General features: G+C 71.0%; 18 protein-coding genes. 12 read left to right on the top strand and 6 right to left on the bottom strand.

All coding sequences use genetic code 11. The annotated features are described in order from the left end of the window. Positions 1–33: 33 nt before the first annotated feature. Together ACFULQ_RS33095 and ACFULQ_RS33100 are read right to left on the bottom strand one after the other, a co-directional pair. On the bottom strand, positions 34–489 hold the full coding sequence (locus ACFULQ_RS33095) for an ATP-binding protein (RefSeq protein WP_383551091.1): 456 nt from the start codon (positions 487–489) through the stop codon (positions 34–36). 274 nt (positions 490–763) lie between these two features. Beyond that, complete coding sequence (locus ACFULQ_RS33100) at positions 764–1,765, bottom strand: heavy metal transporter (protein ID WP_383551093.1); 1,002 nt, start codon at positions 1,763–1,765, stop codon at positions 764–766. A gap of 84 nt (positions 1,766–1,849) precedes the next feature. Here ACFULQ_RS33100 and dapE point away from each other — a divergent pair, with 84 nt between their 5' ends. Then, the gene (gene dapE, locus ACFULQ_RS33105) at positions 1,850–2,929 is read left to right on the top strand and encodes a succinyl-diaminopimelate desuccinylase (RefSeq protein ID WP_383551095.1); all 1,080 of its coding nucleotides are present in this window, start codon (positions 1,850–1,852) and stop codon (positions 2,927–2,929) included. A gap of 109 nt (positions 2,930–3,038) precedes the next feature. Then, positions 3,039–3,797: a TIGR00730 family Rossman fold protein gene (locus ACFULQ_RS33110; RefSeq protein ID WP_383551097.1), complete on the top strand. Its 759-nt coding sequence runs from the start codon at positions 3,039–3,041 to the stop codon at positions 3,795–3,797. A 155-nt stretch (positions 3,798–3,952) separates the two neighbouring features. Here the strand turns inward: ACFULQ_RS33110 and folP are convergent, their stop codons facing one another. Further along, positions 3,953–4,813 carry a dihydropteroate synthase gene (gene folP, locus ACFULQ_RS33115; RefSeq protein ID WP_383551099.1) on the bottom strand — a complete coding sequence of 287 codons (861 nt, stop codon included), beginning with the start codon at positions 4,811–4,813 and terminating at the stop codon, positions 3,953–3,955. A 152-nt stretch (positions 4,814–4,965) separates the two neighbouring features. Here folP and ACFULQ_RS33120 point away from each other — a divergent pair, with 152 nt between their 5' ends. Continuing rightward, on the top strand, positions 4,966–5,319 hold the full coding sequence (locus tag ACFULQ_RS33120) for a DivIVA domain-containing protein (protein ID WP_383551149.1): 354 nt from the start codon (positions 4,966–4,968) through the stop codon (positions 5,317–5,319). Continuing rightward, positions 5,316–5,888, top strand: a complete 573-nt coding sequence (locus tag ACFULQ_RS33125; protein WP_383551101.1) for a DNA-3-methyladenine glycosylase I — start codon at positions 5,316–5,318, stop codon at positions 5,886–5,888. Before ACFULQ_RS33120 ends, ACFULQ_RS33125 begins: the two co-directional genes overlap by 4 nt. Before the next feature lie 3 nt (positions 5,889–5,891). Here the strand turns inward: ACFULQ_RS33125 and ACFULQ_RS33130 are convergent, their stop codons facing one another. Further along, the gene (locus ACFULQ_RS33130; protein WP_383551103.1) at positions 5,892–6,683 is read right to left on the bottom strand and encodes an enoyl-CoA hydratase/isomerase family protein; all 792 of its coding nucleotides are present in this window, start codon (positions 6,681–6,683) and stop codon (positions 5,892–5,894) included. Between the two features lie 49 nt (positions 6,684–6,732). Between ACFULQ_RS33130 and ACFULQ_RS33135 the strand changes: the two genes are divergently transcribed. Both ACFULQ_RS33135 and ACFULQ_RS33140 read left to right on the top strand, forming a co-directional pair. After that, positions 6,733–6,897 (top strand): hypothetical protein, encoded by a 165-nt coding sequence (locus ACFULQ_RS33135; protein ID WP_383551104.1) that lies wholly within the window; start codon positions 6,733–6,735, stop codon positions 6,895–6,897. Positions 6,898–7,041: 144 nt separating this feature from the next. Next, positions 7,042–7,209, top strand: a complete 168-nt coding sequence (locus ACFULQ_RS33140; RefSeq protein WP_003966491.1) for a DUF3117 domain-containing protein — start codon at positions 7,042–7,044, stop codon at positions 7,207–7,209. A 175-nt stretch (positions 7,210–7,384) separates the two neighbouring features. On the opposite strand, the gene ACFULQ_RS33145 is transcribed toward ACFULQ_RS33140, so the two are convergent. After that, positions 7,385–8,017: an O-methyltransferase gene (locus ACFULQ_RS33145; RefSeq protein ID WP_383551151.1), complete on the bottom strand. Its 633-nt coding sequence runs from the start codon at positions 8,015–8,017 to the stop codon at positions 7,385–7,387. A gap of 301 nt (positions 8,018–8,318) precedes the next feature. Here ACFULQ_RS33145 and sigE point away from each other — a divergent pair, with 301 nt between their 5' ends. From sigE to ACFULQ_RS33170, 5 genes are all read left to right on the top strand, one after another. Beyond that, positions 8,319–9,017 carry an RNA polymerase sigma factor SigE gene (gene sigE, locus ACFULQ_RS33150; protein WP_020136768.1) on the top strand — a complete coding sequence of 233 codons (699 nt, stop codon included), beginning with the start codon at positions 8,319–8,321 and terminating at the stop codon, positions 9,015–9,017. Further along, the gene (locus ACFULQ_RS33155) at positions 9,014–9,979 is read left to right on the top strand and encodes an anti-sigma factor family protein (protein ID WP_383551107.1); all 966 of its coding nucleotides are present in this window, start codon (positions 9,014–9,016) and stop codon (positions 9,977–9,979) included. Before sigE ends, ACFULQ_RS33155 begins: the two co-directional genes overlap by 4 nt. Before the next feature lie 90 nt (positions 9,980–10,069). Then, entirely contained in the window at positions 10,070–12,022 is a 1,953-nt protein-coding gene (locus ACFULQ_RS33160) for a trypsin-like peptidase domain-containing protein (protein ID WP_383551108.1), read from the top strand. A 168-nt stretch (positions 12,023–12,190) separates the two neighbouring features. Continuing rightward, on the top strand, positions 12,191–12,628 hold the full coding sequence (locus ACFULQ_RS33165; protein ID WP_383551110.1) for a sec-independent translocase: 438 nt from the start codon (positions 12,191–12,193) through the stop codon (positions 12,626–12,628). Between the two features lie 304 nt (positions 12,629–12,932). Beyond that, positions 12,933–13,598 carry a hypothetical protein gene (locus ACFULQ_RS33170; protein ID WP_330264602.1) on the top strand — a complete coding sequence of 222 codons (666 nt, stop codon included), beginning with the start codon at positions 12,933–12,935 and terminating at the stop codon, positions 13,596–13,598. 59 nt (positions 13,599–13,657) lie between these two features. Here the strand turns inward: ACFULQ_RS33170 and ACFULQ_RS33175 are convergent, their stop codons facing one another. Next, a complete protein-coding gene (locus ACFULQ_RS33175) occupies positions 13,658–15,583 on the bottom strand; it encodes a glycosyltransferase family 2 protein (protein WP_383551112.1) in 1,926 nt (641 codons plus the stop codon). 568 nt (positions 15,584–16,151) lie between these two features. On the opposite strand from ACFULQ_RS33175, the gene ACFULQ_RS33180 reads away from it, so the two are divergent. Continuing rightward, positions 16,152–17,636, top strand: coding sequence for an FG-GAP and VCBS repeat-containing protein (locus tag ACFULQ_RS33180; RefSeq protein ID WP_383551114.1), 1,485 nt, complete (start codon positions 16,152–16,154; stop codon positions 17,634–17,636). Positions 17,637–17,638 lie beyond the last annotated feature (2 nt).

Consider the following 17,638-nt stretch of genomic DNA (forward strand, 5'->3'; position numbering starts at 1 on the left):
CTCTCCGGGCCCCTTCCGCGTATGCGCGCGGTACTAGCCGAGCGGGAGGCTCTTCACCGGCAGGGTGTCCGCTGCCGGCAGGCCGCCGCCCTTGGTGAGGGAGTCGGTCGGCAGGCCGCCCTTCGTGGCGGTGGACGTCGTGTCGCCGAGGAGGCCCCCGGCGGAACCGGCGGCCTCGCCCGCCGTCTTCTGCGCGACCGGGGCCGCCTTCTTCACGGCCTTGCCGCCGGTCTTGCCCGCGGACGGCAGGGCCTTCTCGACCGTCTTGCCACCGGTCTTGCCCGCGGTCCCGGCCAGCTTCTGCGCCGCGCCGTCCACCGTGTTGCCGGCGTGCGCCCCGTCCAGAGCGGTCAGCCCGCCGAGGTCGGGGGCGGCCGGCAGCTGCGCGGGGGCCGCACTGGCGGCGCCGGCCGCACCGACCCCGGCTGCCGCTCCCGCAGCGACGAGCAGCGCGGCACGGGCGATCCTGCGGGTCAGGGGGAGGGACATGTTGCTCCTTCGACGGAGGAAACGTTGCTAGGACGCCGTGACTACCGCTCGAAGCCGACGAAGGTTGCGGACGCGCAACGTAAAGAGTTGGCAATGCGTCGCATTATCACCTCCGGATAAAAACGGGCAAAAACCTACCGGTCTGAAAGTCCGCCGAATCGATGGAGCCCTTTGTTCGCAAGGGTTCCGGCGCAGACGGGGGTGAGGTGACGAAAACCTGCGCACACCCGCTCCCGCGACGGGCGGACGTGACCCTTCCAGGTGATCTTCCGAACTACCGTGCCGTGAGTATCCGCACCGACCCCGTGGCGCTCTCGCTGCCCGCCGGGCGCCACTTGCTGTCCGTGTTGCCCGCGGTCCACTGCCGCCCCGCGTACGAGACCCGCTCGATGCGCAGCGCGGAGGCGTTGGCGACGGCCCAGTGCGCGAGCTGCCAGCCGCGTTCGGTGAGGCTGCGGTCGCCGCCCGGGCTGGTGTCCTTGCGCACGGGAAGGGTCACGGTGCGCCCGTCACCCCGGGTGGGCGTCGGGCTCGGCGACGCCTTGCCGCCCACTTCCGCCGCGGTCGTCTCCAACGCGTCCCGCCCGAAGTCCCGTACCAGGGCCGACCGCACCGCGTCCGGGCCCGTCGCGGCCTCCTGGGTGCCCGTGGCGGCGGTCCCGGAGGTGGTGGCGGCGGCCCGGGTGGCCTCCTGGCGGCCGTCACAGGTCAGGGTGGCCGCCGAGGTGCCGGTGAGGGCGGCGGCGAGCACGGCGGCGTCCGGCTCGTGCTTGGCGTACGCCTCCGGATAGCCGCTGCGCTGCACCCGCTGCGCGGCGACGGTCAGCGGGAGCTTCTCGTAGTCGTCCACCTTGACCAGGTGCTTGTAGAACTCGCCCGCCGCGTAGGTCGGGTCGAGGATCTCCCGCGGGGTGCCCCAGCCCTGCGAGGGCCGCTGCTGGAACAGGCCCAGCGAGTCGCGGTCGCCGTGCGAGATGTTGCGCAGCCCCGACTCCTGGAGGGCGGTGGCCAGCGCGATGGTCACGGCCCGCTCGGGCAGCCCGCGCCCGGTGCCGACGGCGGTGATCGTCGCCGCGTTCACCGCCTGCTCCGGCGTGAACTCGTACGACGGCCCGCCCGCCCTGCCCGAGACGACTCGGCAGCCCGGACCGTCCGGGCCTCCGGTGACGTACTGCACCACGAGGTAACCGGCGACCGCGCACAGGACCACGAGGGCCGCCGCGAAACGGAGGAGGCGGCCACGGCGTTTGCGAGTAGGAGGCAACGGCTCTGGCATCCGGACAAGATACTGGAGAGTACTGAGGAGCCCGAGCCGGATGGGGACAGAGAAGCGCGCAGCGGCCGCGTTAGGGTCGACAGCATGGCCGACACCCCTCTTGACCTCTCCCTCGACGCGGCTCAGCTGACCGCGCAGCTCGTCGACTTCCCCTCCGAGAGCGGCACCGAGAAGCCTCTCGCGGACGCGATCGAGACCGCCCTGCGGGCCCTTCCGCACCTCACGGTCGACCGCCACGGCAACAACGTCGTCGCGCGCACGAACCTGGGCCGCCCGGAACGCGTCATCCTCGCCGGCCACATCGACACCGTCCCGATCGCCGGGAACGTCCCCTCCCGCCTCGACGACGAGGGCTACCTGTGGGGCTGCGGCACCTGCGACATGAAGTCCGGGGTCGCGGTCCAGCTGCGCATCGCCGCGACGGTCCCCGAGCCCAACCGCGACCTCACCTTCATCTTCTACGACAACGAAGAGGTCGCCGCCCACCTCAACGGCCTGGGACATGTGGCCGAGGCCCACCCGGAGTGGCTGGAGGGCGATTTCGCGGTCCTGCTGGAGCCCACGGACAACCAGGTCGAGGGCGGCTGCCAGGGAACCCTGCGGGTGCTGCTGACCTTCAAGGGCGAGCGTGCGCACTCCGCGCGCGCGTGGATGGGGTCCAACGCGATCCACAAGGCCGCGCCCGCCCTCGCCAAGCTGGCGGCGTACGAACCCCGCAAGCCGGTCGTCGACGGCCTCGAGTACCACGAGGGCCTCAACGCGGTGGGTGTGACGGGCGGGGTCGCCACCAACGTCATCCCCGACTCCTGCGTCCTGACGGTCAACTTCCGCTACGCGCCCGACCGCAGCGAGGCCGAGGCGGAGGCCTTCGTGCGGGACTTCTTCGCGGACTGCGGGGTCGACGAGTTCACCGTGGACGACCACACGGGCGGCGCCCGCCCCGGACTCAACCACCCCGTCGCCCAGGCCTTCATGGCCGCGGTCGGGGGCGTCGCCCGTCCCAAGTTCGGCTGGACGGACGTCTCCCGCTTCAGCGCGCTCGGCGTGCCCGCGGTGAACTACAGCCCCGGTGAGCCGCTGCTCGCGCACAAGGTGGACGAGCGTGTGAAGGTCTCGCTGATCCCGCAGGCGGAGCAGAAGCTGAGGGCGTGGCTGACGGCCTGAGGGGAGTCGGCGCGGTGGCGCTTCGTGGCGGACACGCGCACGTGCCCCCTCCGTAACCCGCGTAGATCTACGCTGAGATGGAAAGACCAGGCAAGCGGAGGGAGCGCACATGGCTACCGGGAACCCCGAGGGCAAGAAGCAACCGCCGGAGGAGCAGCGCCTGGGACCCGTCCTCCGCAGGCGGGGACAGGTCACGGCGAGCACCACCGACCAGCGTCTGCTGGACGCGGGCGGCCCCTCGGACTGGGTCCACACCGACCCCTGGCGCGTGCTGCGCATCCAGTCGGAGTTCATCGAGGGCTTCGGCACCCTCGCCGAACTCCCGCCCGCGATCAGTGTGTTCGGCTCGGCGCGGACACCGGCGGACTCTCCCGAGTACGAGGCGGGCGTGCGGCTGGGCCGGGGCCTGGTGGAGGCCGGCTTCGCCGTGATCACCGGCGGCGGCCCGGGCGCCATGGAGGCGGCCAACAAGGGCGCCTGCGAGGCCAAGGGCACCTCTGTCGGCCTCGGCATCGAGCTGCCCTTCGAGCAGGGGCTCAACCCCTATGTCGACATCGGCCTCAACTTCCGCTACTTCTTCGTCCGCAAGATGATGTTCGTCAAGTACGCGCAGGGCTTCGTGGTCCTTCCGGGCGGCCTCGGCACCCTGGACGAGCTCTTCGAGGCCCTGACCCTGGTCCAGACCCAGAAGGTCACCCGCTTCCCGATCGTGCTGTTCGGCAGCGAGTACTGGGGCGGCCTGGTCGACTGGCTCAAGAACACCCTGGTCGCCCAGGGCAAGGCAGCGGAGAAGGACCTGATGCTGTTCCACGTGACGGACGACGTGGACGAGGCGGTGGCGTTGGTGTCGAAGGAGGCGGGGCGGTAGTCCGCGCGGGGCGTGAAGGCCGGGGGGACTGAAATTCAGCCCCTCCGGCGTTTGAGGAGCGGGGGCCCGAAGGGCAGCGCCCCCGAATCGGGGGTCGAAGGGGGCAGCGTCCCCTGGGGACGGGGCGGGTAGGGGCGGCGGGGGCGAAAAAGTCCCTACGCCAGCCCCCTCCGGGCAACCGCCGGCGCACGATGCCCCGCGATCGACGCCACCATGTCCAGCACCTGCCGCGTCTCCGCCACCTCGTGCACCCGGTACACCTGCGCCCCCAGCCACGCGGACACCGCCGTCGTCGCCAGCGTCCCCACCACCCGCTCCTTGACCGGCTTGTCCAGGGTCTCGCCCACGAAGTCCTTGTTGGACAGCGACACCAGCACCGGCCACCCGGTGGACACCATCTCCCCGAGCCGCCGCGTCGCCTCCAGACTGTGCCGCGTGTTCTTACCGAAGTCATGCCCGGGATCGATCAGCACGGACTCCCGAGGCACCCCCAGCGCGACCGCCCGCTCGGCGAGCCCCACGGTCACCCGCAGAATGTCGGCCATGACGTCGTCGTACGACACCCGATGCGGCCGCGTACGAGGCTCCGCGCCCCCGGCATGCGTGCACACCAGCCCCACCCCGTACCGCGCGGCGACCTCCGCGAGCCCCGGATCGACCCCGCCCCACGCGTCGTTGAGCAGATCCGCCCCGGCCTCGCAGACGGCCTCGCCCACCGACGCCCGCCAGGTGTCGACGCTGATGATCACGTCGGGGAACCGCCGCCGCACCTCCGCCACGAAGCCCACGGTCCGCCGCGCCTCCTCCTCGGCGGACACCTCCTCGCCCGGACCGGCCTTGACCCCGCCGATGTCGACGATGGCCGCCCCCTCGGCCACCGCGTGCTCCACGCGCGCGAGAGCGGGCTCGTCGAGGAACGTGGCTCCCTGGTCGTAGAAGGAGTCGGGGGTCCGGTTGACGATCGCCATGATCACCGGCTCGTGCGCGTCGAACACGCGCCTGCCCAGCCTGAGCATCCCCTGTGACCTCACTTCCCACGTCTGTGTCTTCGGCTTCCGCGGCCGCCTGCGACCCTAACTGTCAGACTCGCATGGCACGATCGGACCCTGACACATTCGACGCCGGCGGCCGGCCGCCGGCAGGGACCATGGGGACCTCAGCGATGGTTATGTTCTTCTTCCTGGTCATCGCACTCGCGGTCGTGGTCGCCGCGGTGACGCTCGCCGTGGTGGGCGGCGGCGACAGCGACGGCCCGCTGCCGGACGTCGCCCCGGAGCGGCTCCAGGACCCCCTGCCGCCGGACCGCCCGGTGGACCGCGCCGACATCGAGAGCCTGCGCTTCCCGCTCGCCGCCCGCGGCTACCGCATGGCCGACGTGGACGACGCCCTCAGCCGCCTCGGCGCCGAGCTCGCCGAGCGGGACGCCCGGATCGCCGACCTGGAGTCGGCGCTGGCCGGCGCGCAGGCCTCCGCGCACGTCTCCATGCGCAAGCCGGAGCACGGCCACGGGGAGCAGCAGTGAGCGCCGCCCTGCCCGGCGCGGACGGCGCCCCGCGCTGCCCCTGGGCCCTGTCCACCCCGGACTACGTGGCGTACCACGACGAGGAGTGGGGCCGCCCGGTCCACGGCGACGACGCCCTGTACGAACGCCTCAGCCTGGAGGCCTTCCAGTCCGGCCTGTCCTGGATCACGATCCTGCGCCGCCGCGGGACCTTCCGGGCCGCCTTCGCGGGCTTCGAGATCGCCAAGGTGGCCACCTTCGACGAGACCGACCGCGAGCGCCTGCTCCTGGACCCCGGGATCATCCGCAACCGCGCCAAGGTCGACGCGACACTGGCCAACGCGCGCGTGCTGGCGGAGTGGACCCCGGGGGAGCTGGACGAGCTGATCTGGTCCCATGCGCCCGCCTCGCACCCGGTCCCCAGGACTCTGGGCGACATCCCGGCGGTCACCCCGGAGTCCACGGCCCTGTCCAAGGCCCTGAAGAAGCGGGGCCTGCGCTTCGTCGGCCCCACCACGGCGTACGCCCTGATGCAGGCGTGCGGACTGGTCAACGACCACCTGGAGACCTGCGTCGCGAGAAGCGGCTGAGCCCTAGCGGCCCAGGTACTCGGGCGCCTGCTTGTTCACGAACGCCCGTACGGCGATCGCGTGGTCCTCGGAGGCCCCGGCCCGGGTCTGGAGCTCGTCCTCCTTGTCCAGGGTCTCCGACAGGGTGTGCGTCGCCGCGTACGCCAGCGACTCCTTGATCGCCGCGTAGGCCACCGTCGGCCCCGAGGCCAGCGCCCGCGCCACCTTCTCCGCCTCCGCGGGCAGGTCGGTGGACGGCACCAGACGGTTCACGATCCCGAGGTCGTGCGCGTCCCGGGCCGACATGGTCCGGGGAAAGAGCAGCAGGTCGGCGGCGCGCCCCGGCCCCACCACCCGCGGCAGGGTCCACGAGATGCCGGAGTCCGCGGTCAGCGCCACCCCCGCGAACGAGGTGTTGAAGGCGGCGGTGTCCGCCGCCACCCGGTAGTCGGCCGCGAGCGCGATCCCGAAGCCGGCTCCCGCCGCGACCCCGTTCACCCCCGCCACCACCGGCTTGGGCATCTCCGTCAGGGCGCGCACGACCGGGTTGTAGTGCTCCTGGACCGTGCTCATGACCTTCGTGGAGCCCTCGGCCAGCAGCCCGATGTGCTCCTTGAGGTCCTGGCCCACGCAGAACGCCCGCTCCCCGGCGGCGGTCAGCAGCACGGCCCGTACGGCGTCGTCCTGCGCCGCCGACTCGACCGCCTCCCGCAGCGCGACCTTCGTGGCGATGTTCAGCGCGTTCATCGCCTCGGGGCGGTTCAGCGTGATCGTCGCGAGTCCGTCGCTCACCTCGTAGAGCACGGTGTCGGTCATGGCGTATCCCCTCCGCAGTGTCCGATGGACCCGATGTCCGAAGGACAGCATGGCGGAGATCGTCGTCCCTCGGCCGGACCGGACGTGTGACCTGCGTCAAAGAATCCTGGAGCGTATTCGGGCGCCCTGGATCCTCGCGGTGGCGGAGTATCGCAGCCACATCGCCGAATTGGGTGGTTTTGCTCGCGCGCGTTGCCCAAGCGATGCCGACTGATGTTGGTCATCGGGTCCTGAGATGCGGGATAATGGCTTGGAAGCAATGTGTTCGATGCCGGTGTCGCGTGTCCCACTTCGACGCGCGTGCCCTCCCAGGGCCGTCGGCTTTGACGATGAGCTGGTTTCAGGAAGGGGAACGAGCATGGCGGCCATGAAGCCGCGGACGGGCGATGGCCCGCTCGAGGTGACCAAGGAGGGGCGGGGCATCGTCATGCGCGTTCCGCTCGAAGGCGGCGGTCGGCTCGTCGTCGAGCTGACCCCTGACGAGGCCGACGCGCTCGGCGACGCCCTCAAGAAGGTCGTCGGCTGACGCGGAACGCGACCATACCCTTTCGGCTGCCCCGGCATCTCCTGAGGTGCCGGGGCAGCGCTCTGCCCGGCCGGACCCACGAATGGCCGTACGGCCCCTGCCCGTCTTCAGAGGCCTGCTTCGAGCCCCGCTTCAGAGCCCTGCTTCAGAGGCCCGCTTCAGAGGCCCGCGGGGCTCAGCGCTTGACCGCGCACAGCAGCCCGTCGCCCACCGGCAGCAGTGACGGCACCAGGTCCTGGGTCTCGCGTACGGCCCGCAGCAGTTCCCTCAGGCGCACCACTTCCGTGGGCTGCGGTCCCGAATCCACCGTGCGGCCGTTGGCGAAGACGCCCTCGAAGACCACGAGGCCACCTGGACGCAGCAGGCGCAACGATTCAGCGAGGTAGTCCATGACCTCCTGCCGGTCGCCGTCGCAGAACACCAGGTCGTAGCCGGCGTCGGCGAGGCGGGGCAGGACGTCCAGCGCGCGGCCCGGGATGAAACGGGCCCGGTTGCTGGCGAAACCGCAGGCACGGAAGGCCTGGCGGGCGAACTGCTGGTGCTCCGGCTCGGGGTCCACGGTGGTCAGCACCCCGTCGGGGCGCATGCCGTGCAGCAGATGGATGCCGGAGACACCGGTGCCGGTGCCGATCTCGGCGACCGCCTTGGCGTCGACGGAGGCCGCCAGCAACCGCAGCGCCGCGCCCGTGCCGGGCGACACCGAGCGCAGCCCCGCCTCACGGGCCCGGTCCCGGGCCCAGAGCAGCACTTCGTCCTCGGCGACGTAGGCGTCGGCGAACGCCCAGCTCGTCTGCCGGTTGCCGGTAATGGCCCTCTCCTTGCCCCGTGGTTGCCTGGGCGTGACTGTATCCGTTGGTGCCGGGAACCCGCAGATGGGACCGGGCGTTTAGAGGGGTGGAGACGCACCCGGGGGGACACAGTTGGATCACGACGCCGAGCAGGCCCTCGAGCAACTGCTGACGCAGGGGACCGAGTGGTATCAGCCCAGATCAAATTCTCGTAAAACCGCTTATCCGGAGCTAACGGGCGAGGTGGCTATGGTAGGGGCTCCACTGGAGACAACCAGAGCCGACAGGGGAGGTGCGGCCGCGCCTGGAGATCGTGGGGGAGTGCTGCGGCGCTTCCTCGGATCGGCGGGCAGGCCGAAATCCGTGAACGACACCGCTGACCACAGCCACGCCGGCGACTACGCCCAGACCGCGACCTTCGCCACCGACGCGGATGGGCAGGCGTGGACTCCGCCCACCTGGGAGGAGATCGTCAGCACGCACAGCGGCCGCGTCTACCGCCTCGCGTACCGCCTCACCGGCAACCAGCACGACGCCGAGGACCTCACCCAGGAGGTCTTCGTCCGCGTCTTCCGCTCGCTGTCCACCTACACACCGGGGACCTTCGAGGGCTGGCTGCACCGCATCACCACCAACCTCTTCCTGGACATGGTCCGCCGCAAGCAGCGCATCCGCTTCGACGCCCTCGGCGAGGACGCGGCCGAGCGACTGCCCAGCCGCGAGCCCTCACCCCAGCAGGTCTTCAACGACGCCCACTTCGACGCGGACGTCCAGCAGGCCCTCGACACCCTCGCCCCGGAGTTCCGCGCCGCGGTCGTCCTGTGCGACATCGAGGGGCTGTCGTACGAGGAGATCGCCGCGACCCTGGGCGTCAAGCTGGGCACCGTGCGCTCGCGGATCCACCGTGGCCGTTCCCAGCTGCGCAAGGCCCTCGCACACCGCTCCCCGGAGGCACGCGCCGAGCGCCGCTCCTTCATGGCCCGGGTCCCCGCGCTGGGGGGAGGGGGCGCGACCGCGTGAGTGGATCACTGCCCAAACCCGGCGAGGGAAGCCTCGCGGAACAGCATCTGGGAGACCGACTCGCCGCCCTGGTGGACGGCGAGCTCGGTCATGCCACGCGCGAGCGTGTCCTCGCGCATCTCGCCACCTGCCCGAAGTGCAAGGCGGAGGCGGACGCCCAGCGCCGCCTGAAGAACGTCTTCGCGGAGGCCGCCCCGCCCCCGCCCTCCGAGAGCTTCCTGGCCCGCCTCCAGGGGCTGCCCGGAGGTGATCCGGAGGACGGCGACAGCTCGCCCTTCGGCGGGGGAGGACTCGGGGGAGGACTGTCGGGACGACCCGGCGCCGGGGTCTTCGGGGTGAGACGCGGCGAGCGCTTCGAGTTCGACTACGTCCCCGCGGGCCCGCACGCCGGCGTGGTTACGCCGTCCGCCGGCCGGGGTTTCCGCATCCATGACGTCAGCCGCCACGACGCCGAGCGCTCCGCCTCGCGCGGTATGCGGTTCGCTTTCGTCGCCGCCGGGGCGGTGTCGCTGGCCGCGATCGCGCTGGGCGGCGTCACCACGGGTGCGCCCGGCGACACCGACGCCCGCGGAGCCGGCAGCAATGTCACTCCGGCGCGCACGTCGGGCACGGGAGCGGCGGTGCCGGAGAACCAGCGCCGGCGCGGTGTGGGTCCGCTGCTCGCGCAGGAACAGGGAGAGCGGGCGCTCGGCAAGACCCCGGTCGCCCCGACCGAGGTCTCCGCTCCGCTGCTGCCCGGTATCCCGGCCCAGGTCCAGGAGGCGGCGCTGCACACCCTCACGGCTCCCGTGGTCGCGGGTGCCGCCGCCATGTCCCCTCTCATACGACCGCTCAGCACCACCCCGCCGCTCACCCTGACGTCCCTCTCCGCCACGCCGGACCTCACCACCTCCGGCGGCCTCCTCGCCGCACCCGTCCCCCACACCACGTCAGCGCCGACGCCCCCCGCCACCGCCCGCTGACCGGCGCCCTGCTCCGGGGCGCGTGAACCTGGTTGAATCCACCCAGAGGTCGACGCGCCGCACATGCGGCCGGTCAGCTGCGGGGAGAGCATGGACGAGGGCAAGCCCACGAAGCCGAAATGGTGGAGCAGACCTCGGGCGCGGGAGGGTTTCGGGCCGGGGGAGTGGGAGGCGCAGAGCAACGCGACCAGGCCCGACTCGGCGGCGCCTTCCGGTGGGGACTTCGAACTGATGGCGCCGGGGGAGATCTCCAGCGCGGGCGTGGGTGAGCCGCCATCCGAGGGCGACTTCGAACTTGCGCCTCCGACGGGTGCGCCAAGGGCCGAGGGCGACGCCGGGCCTGAAGGGCCGCGGGGCGGGGCTGGTGCGGAGGGGGACTTCGTGTTGGTGGCTCCGGTGGGTGGGGGTGGCTCTGAAGAGGACCACGAGCTCACGGCTCCGCGAGGGACGACGGCTGACCTGGACGGGGACTTCGAGTTGGCGCGGCCTGAGTCGGGTGCTGCCTTGCCGACGGAGGAGTCGTCGGACCGTCCTGAGCCTCCGCGTGACTCCGCCGCCGACTCCACCAGCACCCCGCCGTACGGCGTACCGGGCCCCTGGGCCCCCGCCCCACCGGTCCAGCACCCGGCGACGACCTCCACACACGGCACGGTCACGCCGCCGCCTCCGATTCCGCCCTCGGGACCACTCACCTTCGCCCCGCCCGGGCCTTCCGGCGGCTCACCGATCGCTTCCTCACTCCCGGTGGACGTGCCGGACCCGGCCTCGGAGGGCGACGTGCAGCCCCCGGCTCCGCCCTCGCCAGATGACACGGCCACCCCGGTTGCAGCTTCCGCAGGCGACGCCCCCGCCCCAGGCCCCTGGCAGAACTACAACCCCTGGGCCCCCGCCCCCTTCCAACAAACCGGCGCCGCTGTCCCCGGCAAGGGCCGGCGGAGTCGGCAGGGGCTGTTGATCGGGGCCCTGTTGCTCGCGCTCGTGGCCGGTGGGGTCGGGGGCGTCGTAGGGGCGTATCTGGAGCGGAACGGGGTCGGGGGTGACGTCGTGGAGTTGCCGCAGGCCGGGAGGGAGTCCGGGGAGCGTGCGCCCGGGACGGTCGCCGGGATCGCCGCGAGGGCTCTGCCCAGTGTCGTGACCCTGCATGTCAGCGGCGCGACGGAGTCCGGCACCGGAACCGGCTTCGTGCTGGACGGTCTCGGGCACATCCTCACCAACAACCACGTCGTGGAGCCCGCCGGAGCCGACGGCGAGATATCGGTGACCTTCCAGAGCGGCGACACCGCCAAGGCCACCGTCGTGGGGCGGGACAGCGGGTACGACCTCGCCGTCGTCAAGGTGAGCGGGGTCGGAGGGCTGCGGCCGCTGCCCCTCGGCAACTCCGACAACGTCCGGGTCGGCGACCCCGTCGTCGCCATCGGCGCCCCCTTCGACCTGGAGGGCACCGTCACCTCCGGCATCATCAGCGCGAAGGAACGGCCCATCACCGCAGGCGGCGAGCGCGGGGACGGCAGCGACGTGTCCTACGTGGACGCCCTCCAGACCGACGCCCCCATCAACCCCGGCAACTCCGGCGGCCCCCTCCTCGACTCCCGTGCCCGCGTCATCGGCATCAACTCCGCCATCCGTTCCGCCGACGACGGCTCCGGCTCCGACAGCGGCCAGGCCGGCTCCATAGGCCTCGGTTTCGCCATCCCCGTCAACCAGGCCAAGCGCGTCGCGGAAGAGCTGATCGACACCGGCAGGGCGACCCACCCGGTCATCGGCGTCACGCTCGACATGGACTACACCGGCGACGGCGCCCGCATCGGGACCAAGGGCAGCGGCGGCGGGCCGGCCGTGAGCGAGGGCGGCCCGGGCGACAAGGCCGGGCTGGAATCCGGAGACGTGATCACCGCGGTCGACGGCCGCCGCATCCACTCCGGCGACGAACTCATCGTCAAGACCCGCGCCCACCGCCCCGGCGACCGCCTCCGCCTCACGCTGGAGCGGGACGGCAAGGAGGTCACGCTCACGCTGACCCTCGGTTCCTCGGACGGCGGCTGACGCCCACCGATTGACACAAACCCCACAGGGACGACGGCGGATCCCACGCCACAAGGCAAACAACCCGGAAAACCGTTCACCGACCCGCGCCCGGAGCCCTCGGGACAGTACCGGTCATACGGGAACGGCAGGTACCGTGGTCCTGGCCCGGACCCCAAGGAGCTTCAGGTGTTCAATGACATAGGACCGCTCGAGCTGATCACGCTCGTTGTCCTCGCCGTGCTCGTCTTCGGTCCGGACAAGCTTCCGAAGGTCATCCAGGACGTCATGCGGACCATCCGCAAGATCCGCGAGTTCTCGGAGAGCGCCAAGCAGGACATCCGCTCGGAGCTGGGCCCGGAGTTCAAGGACTTCGAGTTCGAGGACCTCAACCCCAAGACGTTCATCCGCAAGCAGCTGGACAATGACGAGCTGGGGCTCAAGGAGATCCGCAACGGCTTCGACCTGAAGAAGGAGATGGCCGAGGTCACCGACGCCGTGCACAGCACGGACAGCTCGTCGTCCGCCTCCTCGTCGTCCTCGTCCGGTGGCCGGATCGACATGACCAAGAAGCCCGAGGAGAACGGCAAGGACGACCGCCCGCCCTTCGACGCGGACGCCACCTGAGCCGTACGCCAGTACGCCACCCGAGCCCTACGCCCCACCAGCAGGCGCCTGCCGAGCAGTTCAGCTCGCGGGCGCCTTTCGCTGTCGTACGCCTGCCACGTGACGCGTTTCATAGCGGACCCGCACGTCGGAAGGCCTGAACCAGCCCCCCGTACGCCTCGCGCGCCGGGCGGTTTCCCGGCAGCTCGGAGCGGTGTGGATATGCTGCCGAGTTGTTGCGCGGGCCGTACGCGAACCAGCGACGCCGCCCGAAGGGGGGCGGGCCGGTGCGGTCCGACGAGAGCTAGTAGGAGGCGTCCGGCACATGGAGACGACGAGCGGGACGGTCGCGCAGGCGCCGGCCGCGGAGGGTGCACAGCAGGTCCCCTCCGCCCGGCGCACGGTCGACGGCTACCTTCAGGCGCCCTTTCCCTGGTACGGCCTCGACGAGGCCTTCACGGGGCCGCGCTGGCTGATGCAGGTCGGCACCTCGGCCGACGGGGCCGTCGAGCACGGGTCGATCGGACACGGTGACGAGCCCTCCGTGAAGAACGAGGCGGGCTCCACGGGGGAGCCGAAGGAGAAGTTCGCGGTCGTGGTGACCGTCGCCGCGAACCCGTCCCGCAGGAGCGCGGACGGCACCGGGCTGCTGGAGGCCACGTCGGTCTCCTCCGCCGCCTGGCTGGCCGGGGTGGGCCTGCTGTCGTTCACCTGGCCCGGGCAGATGGACCACTCCCTGCGCGACGACTGGCTGGACCAGCAGACCGAGACGGCCTGGGTCCTGGCGGACGACCTGGAGGGATCCGACTGGTCGACCCTGTCGCTGCCGGTGGACGGCGTGCCCACGCCCTTCCACTACCGGGAGTCGGAGTTCGGCTGGGTCCTCGCGGGCTCCACCCAGGAGGGGGTGCACGTGGGGGCGTACGGGAGAGGCATGAGCGCGTACGGCCTCGGGTTCGCGATGATCAAGGACATCTCGGCGTACGCCTAGAACGGCGAAGGGGCACCGCGAACCCGGGCGGTGCCCCACATCTGTCCTGACCCGCTGTCCTAGCGGCCCAGTCGCCGCCGTACCCGCCGGACCTGGCGGTTGTCGGCGACCGCGTCGAGCAGCCGGCGTCCGGTGCCGGCCTCGTGGGCCGGGCCCTCCAGCCGCAGCAGGGTGCCGTCACGGACGACGGCGTGGGCGACCGGGGCGTCGGTCTTCGGGAGCTTGACGGGATGGCGTCCGGTCGGGAGCTTCAGCCGGGCGGGAAGCCGGAGCAGAGCCGTCGTCGCCTCACCGATCAGCTCGGCGTCCACCGTCAGGGCGGACACGGTGACCTTGAGGCGCGCCGGGGCCCCGCCGGGGGTGGCCGCCACGTACGGCAACGGCAACGACCGCTCACCGCGCGCGGTGTTCGCCGCGGCGGCAGCGGCGGTGTCGGAACCCAGTCTCCGCTGACGCTGGTCCACGTCGAGGGCGAGCTGACCGCTGCCGGTCCAGTACGGCAGCGCGAGCCGCCCGCCGGTCAGCGCGGGGCCCGCGGCGGGGGCACCGGGGGTGCCGTCGCCGGTCAGGCGGACCATGCGGTCGATGCCCAGCAGCTGGACGTACGCCCACACGTCGTGCACACCGCGCTCCAACGGCCGCCCGCCCGCGAGCCGTTCGGGGTCGAGCAGGAGCCGCCCGGACGCGACGAGCCGCGACCGCCCCTCGCCGGCCGGCTCAAGTCGCACCTCCAGGTCACCCTCGGGATACCACCAGTCCTCCCGGTCCCGGTCCTTGACGACCAGTTCGGCGTACGCCAGCCGGAACGGATCGCGGACCTCCCAGCCGTCCTCGGTCCCCGGCACCCCGGCCAGCAGCTCCGGGTCCAGCCACCGCTTCCCGTCCCGCTCGACCAGGACCAGCGGCTCGCCGTCCCCGCGCAGCAGCTCCAGCGTGACATCGGCGACCAGCCGCCCGTCCGCCCAGCGCAACTCACCCACAGTGCTGCGGGCCTTGACCTCACGAACCCGCTCGGCGAGCGCGAGGGCCCCGTCGAAGTCCCCGGCCTCCAGCAGCTCGGCCCGCAGCCGCGACACGACGGGCAGCCCCTCCCGTACGGCCGCGGGGAACTCCTCGACGGCCAGCCGCCGCGCCGCCTCGAACCGCTCGCGCTGCTGGACGGGGTCCTCGCGGAGGATCTCGGGCTCGCGGGTCCGGGAGAGGACCTCGACGTGGTAGAGCCGGTGCAGGAGGCGGTTCTGGAGCGCGTCGACGTCGTCGGACGCGCTTGTGCCGTCCTTGATCTGGCGCACGATGGTGCGGCAGTTGTCCCAGAAGCCGTGGCGCGGATTGAACCGATGCTGGGTGTTGTTGCCGCCGTCGTCCCGCTTCATCCAGTAGTAGCAGGGGTAGTCGGCGAGGATCGAGATGCGCTCGGCCTTCAGATAGGCGGCGCTGACGAAGGCCAGGTCCTCCAGGATCCAGGGGCCCTCGGGGAACGTGAGGCCGTGCTCCTCGACGAAGGCCCGCCGGAACATCTTGTGCGGGGACATGCTCTGCATGAGCTCGTCGTTCTCGATCGTGCAGGCGCCGACCGTGTGCCGGAACAGCCGCCGGGGCCGCACCATCGTGCTGGACATCTTGCCGAGCACCACGTCGGCGTCATTGCTCCTGGCGTGCTCGTACAACCGCTCCAGGGCCTCGGGCCCGAGCATGTCGTCGTGGTCGACGAACTGGATGTACTCGCCCTTGGCGTGCCGCATGCCGAGATTGCGGGGCGCGCCCGGCCAGCCGGAGTTGGGCCGGGTGTGCACCTGGACGTTGGGATGTGCGGACGCGATCTTCTGGAGCCGACCCAGTGTGTCGTCCGTCGACCCGTCGTCGACGTAGATGACCTCGTACTCGTCGGCGGGCAGACTCTGCCCGAGCAGCGACGGCGCGCACTCGTCGACGTACTTCCCGGTGTTGTAGACGGGGACGATGACGCTGACTTTGACTCTCGGCATTCCACGGACCCTACCTGCCGTCCGGGCTCCGGTGGGTCGTTCGTGAGTGGAAGCGCGATCCGAAACCCCGAAATCGCCACCCAGGACCATGACGGCGCGCATTTCAAAAAGAGGTGCGCACAAATGGGTGATCGTGGATAGGGCGAAATCCCGATCCCTGTTTCCGGGGGTTTCGTCTGCTCCTGTGGAGCTTGCTTGAGTCATGAACGTATCACGACCTCCCTGCGTCTGGTGGATGGGTATTCGGTGAAGGAGTGGCTGGATGTCGACGGTTGAGGCACCTGAATGCGGCTTTTGTGTCGCTTAGAAGTCAACAATCCGCTTCCAGTTGGTTGCAGTGCGTAAATCAAAGATGTCATATCCTGCGCAATTGCGTGGGTGCTCTTTTCCCGTGAAGCCTTGACGCTCTTTATTTTTCTCGTATTTAGTTTCTTCTTACGTCATTCATAGGGTGGCCTTACGTGGGTGCACCAAAAGGGGAAACAAGGGGTGGAGTGTGCGCACGCGTACACAGTTGGCCGGGGGGTTGGCCGTATCGGTCGGCTTGTTCCTGGCCGTTACGGGGGGCGTGACGTTGACCTCGTCACAGGCGGCGGCGGCCACGTGCACGGCGGGAACGTCGAGCGACTTCAACGGGGACGGCGTGGCCGACACGGCGATCGCGGATCCCGAGGCCACAGTGAGCGGGGCCAAGATGGCCGGGCTCGTGCGCGTCGCGTACGGGGGTGGCAAGGGGGTCTCGGAGATCTCGCAGGCCACTACCGGCATGCCTGCGTCTCCCGAGGCCGGTGACGGCTTCGGCGTCTCCATCGCCGCCTACGACGTCGACAGTGACGGATGCAGCGACCTGGTGGTGGGAACGCCGTACGAGGACGTCGTGAAAGACGGCGTCAATATCGTCAACGCAGGCGCGATCTATGTCATCCACGGCTCGCCCAACGGCATCGGGGCGGGCTCCCTGATTCAGGGGTACACCCAGGCGGGTCTCGATCCCGCTACCTCGACCGAGGCCTCCGACTGGTTCGGGTTCGCGGTGAAGGCGGGTGCGACCGCGAGTGGCTCGCCGTACCTGATCGTGGGTGTCCCGGGTGAGAACGTGACCGTGGACGGCAAGAGCTACGCCGACGCCGGCTGCATCGAATACGTACAGGGCACCACCACGAAGGCCCTCAGTGAGAACGATCCCGGGGTGCCCGGCGCCGTCGAGGCCAACGACCGCTTCGGTTACTCGCTCGCCGGGACCAACCGCTACTTCGCGGTCGGAAGCCCGGGAGAGGCCGTCGGTGACGCGGAGTTCGCGGGAGGGGTGGCGGTCTTCAACCACACCCTCGCCGGTGGCATGCCCACGCCGATAGCAGGGATCGACCAGGACAGCGCCGGCATCGCAGGCGTGCCGGAAGCCGGCGACGGATTCGGCACCTCGATCTCCATGACCGGCTACCGGCCAAGCGACCAGACATACAACTCGGACGTCCTGCTCGCCATCGGAATGCCCGGCGAGGATGTCGGCACGGTGGCGGACGCAGGCGGTGTCTCCGTCGTGCGCGTCCAGCCCTCTGGCACATTCACCCAGGTCACGGCAATGGATGCCACGACACCGGACGTCGAGGGCGACGCGGTCGCCGGTGACGCCATGGGGCAACGCGTGGCCATCGCCAACACCGACTCCAGCGTCGTGACCAGCGCCGCCACGGTCCGTCTGGCCGTCGGAGAGCCCGGCAAGGACACGGCGACCGTGAAGGACACGGGCGCGATCCACATCTTCCGGCCGCTCGATTCCGCCATCGGCACGGCCGACAAGCTCCTCACCCGCGGGTCCGGGCTCCCCGGCACGGCGACGGCCCGGGACTACACCGGCATGGCACTCACGGCCGGCAGCACCAACCTCTATGTGGGAGTCCCGTACAGCAAGGCGGCGGGCACCACCAAGGGTGTCCTCTATGTCATGCCGTGGACGGACGTCGACGGCGCCACGAACACGGGCACCACCACCTACCAGCCCGGCTCGGGCGGCCTGCCCGACGCGGGGGCGGCTTTCGGGGCGATGCGATGAAC

Origin of the sequence: Streptomyces sp. NPDC057253, assembly GCF_042669125.1 — a bacterium.
In the GTDB taxonomy this organism is placed as follows: Bacteria; Actinomycetota; Actinomycetes; order Streptomycetales; family Streptomycetaceae; genus Streptomyces.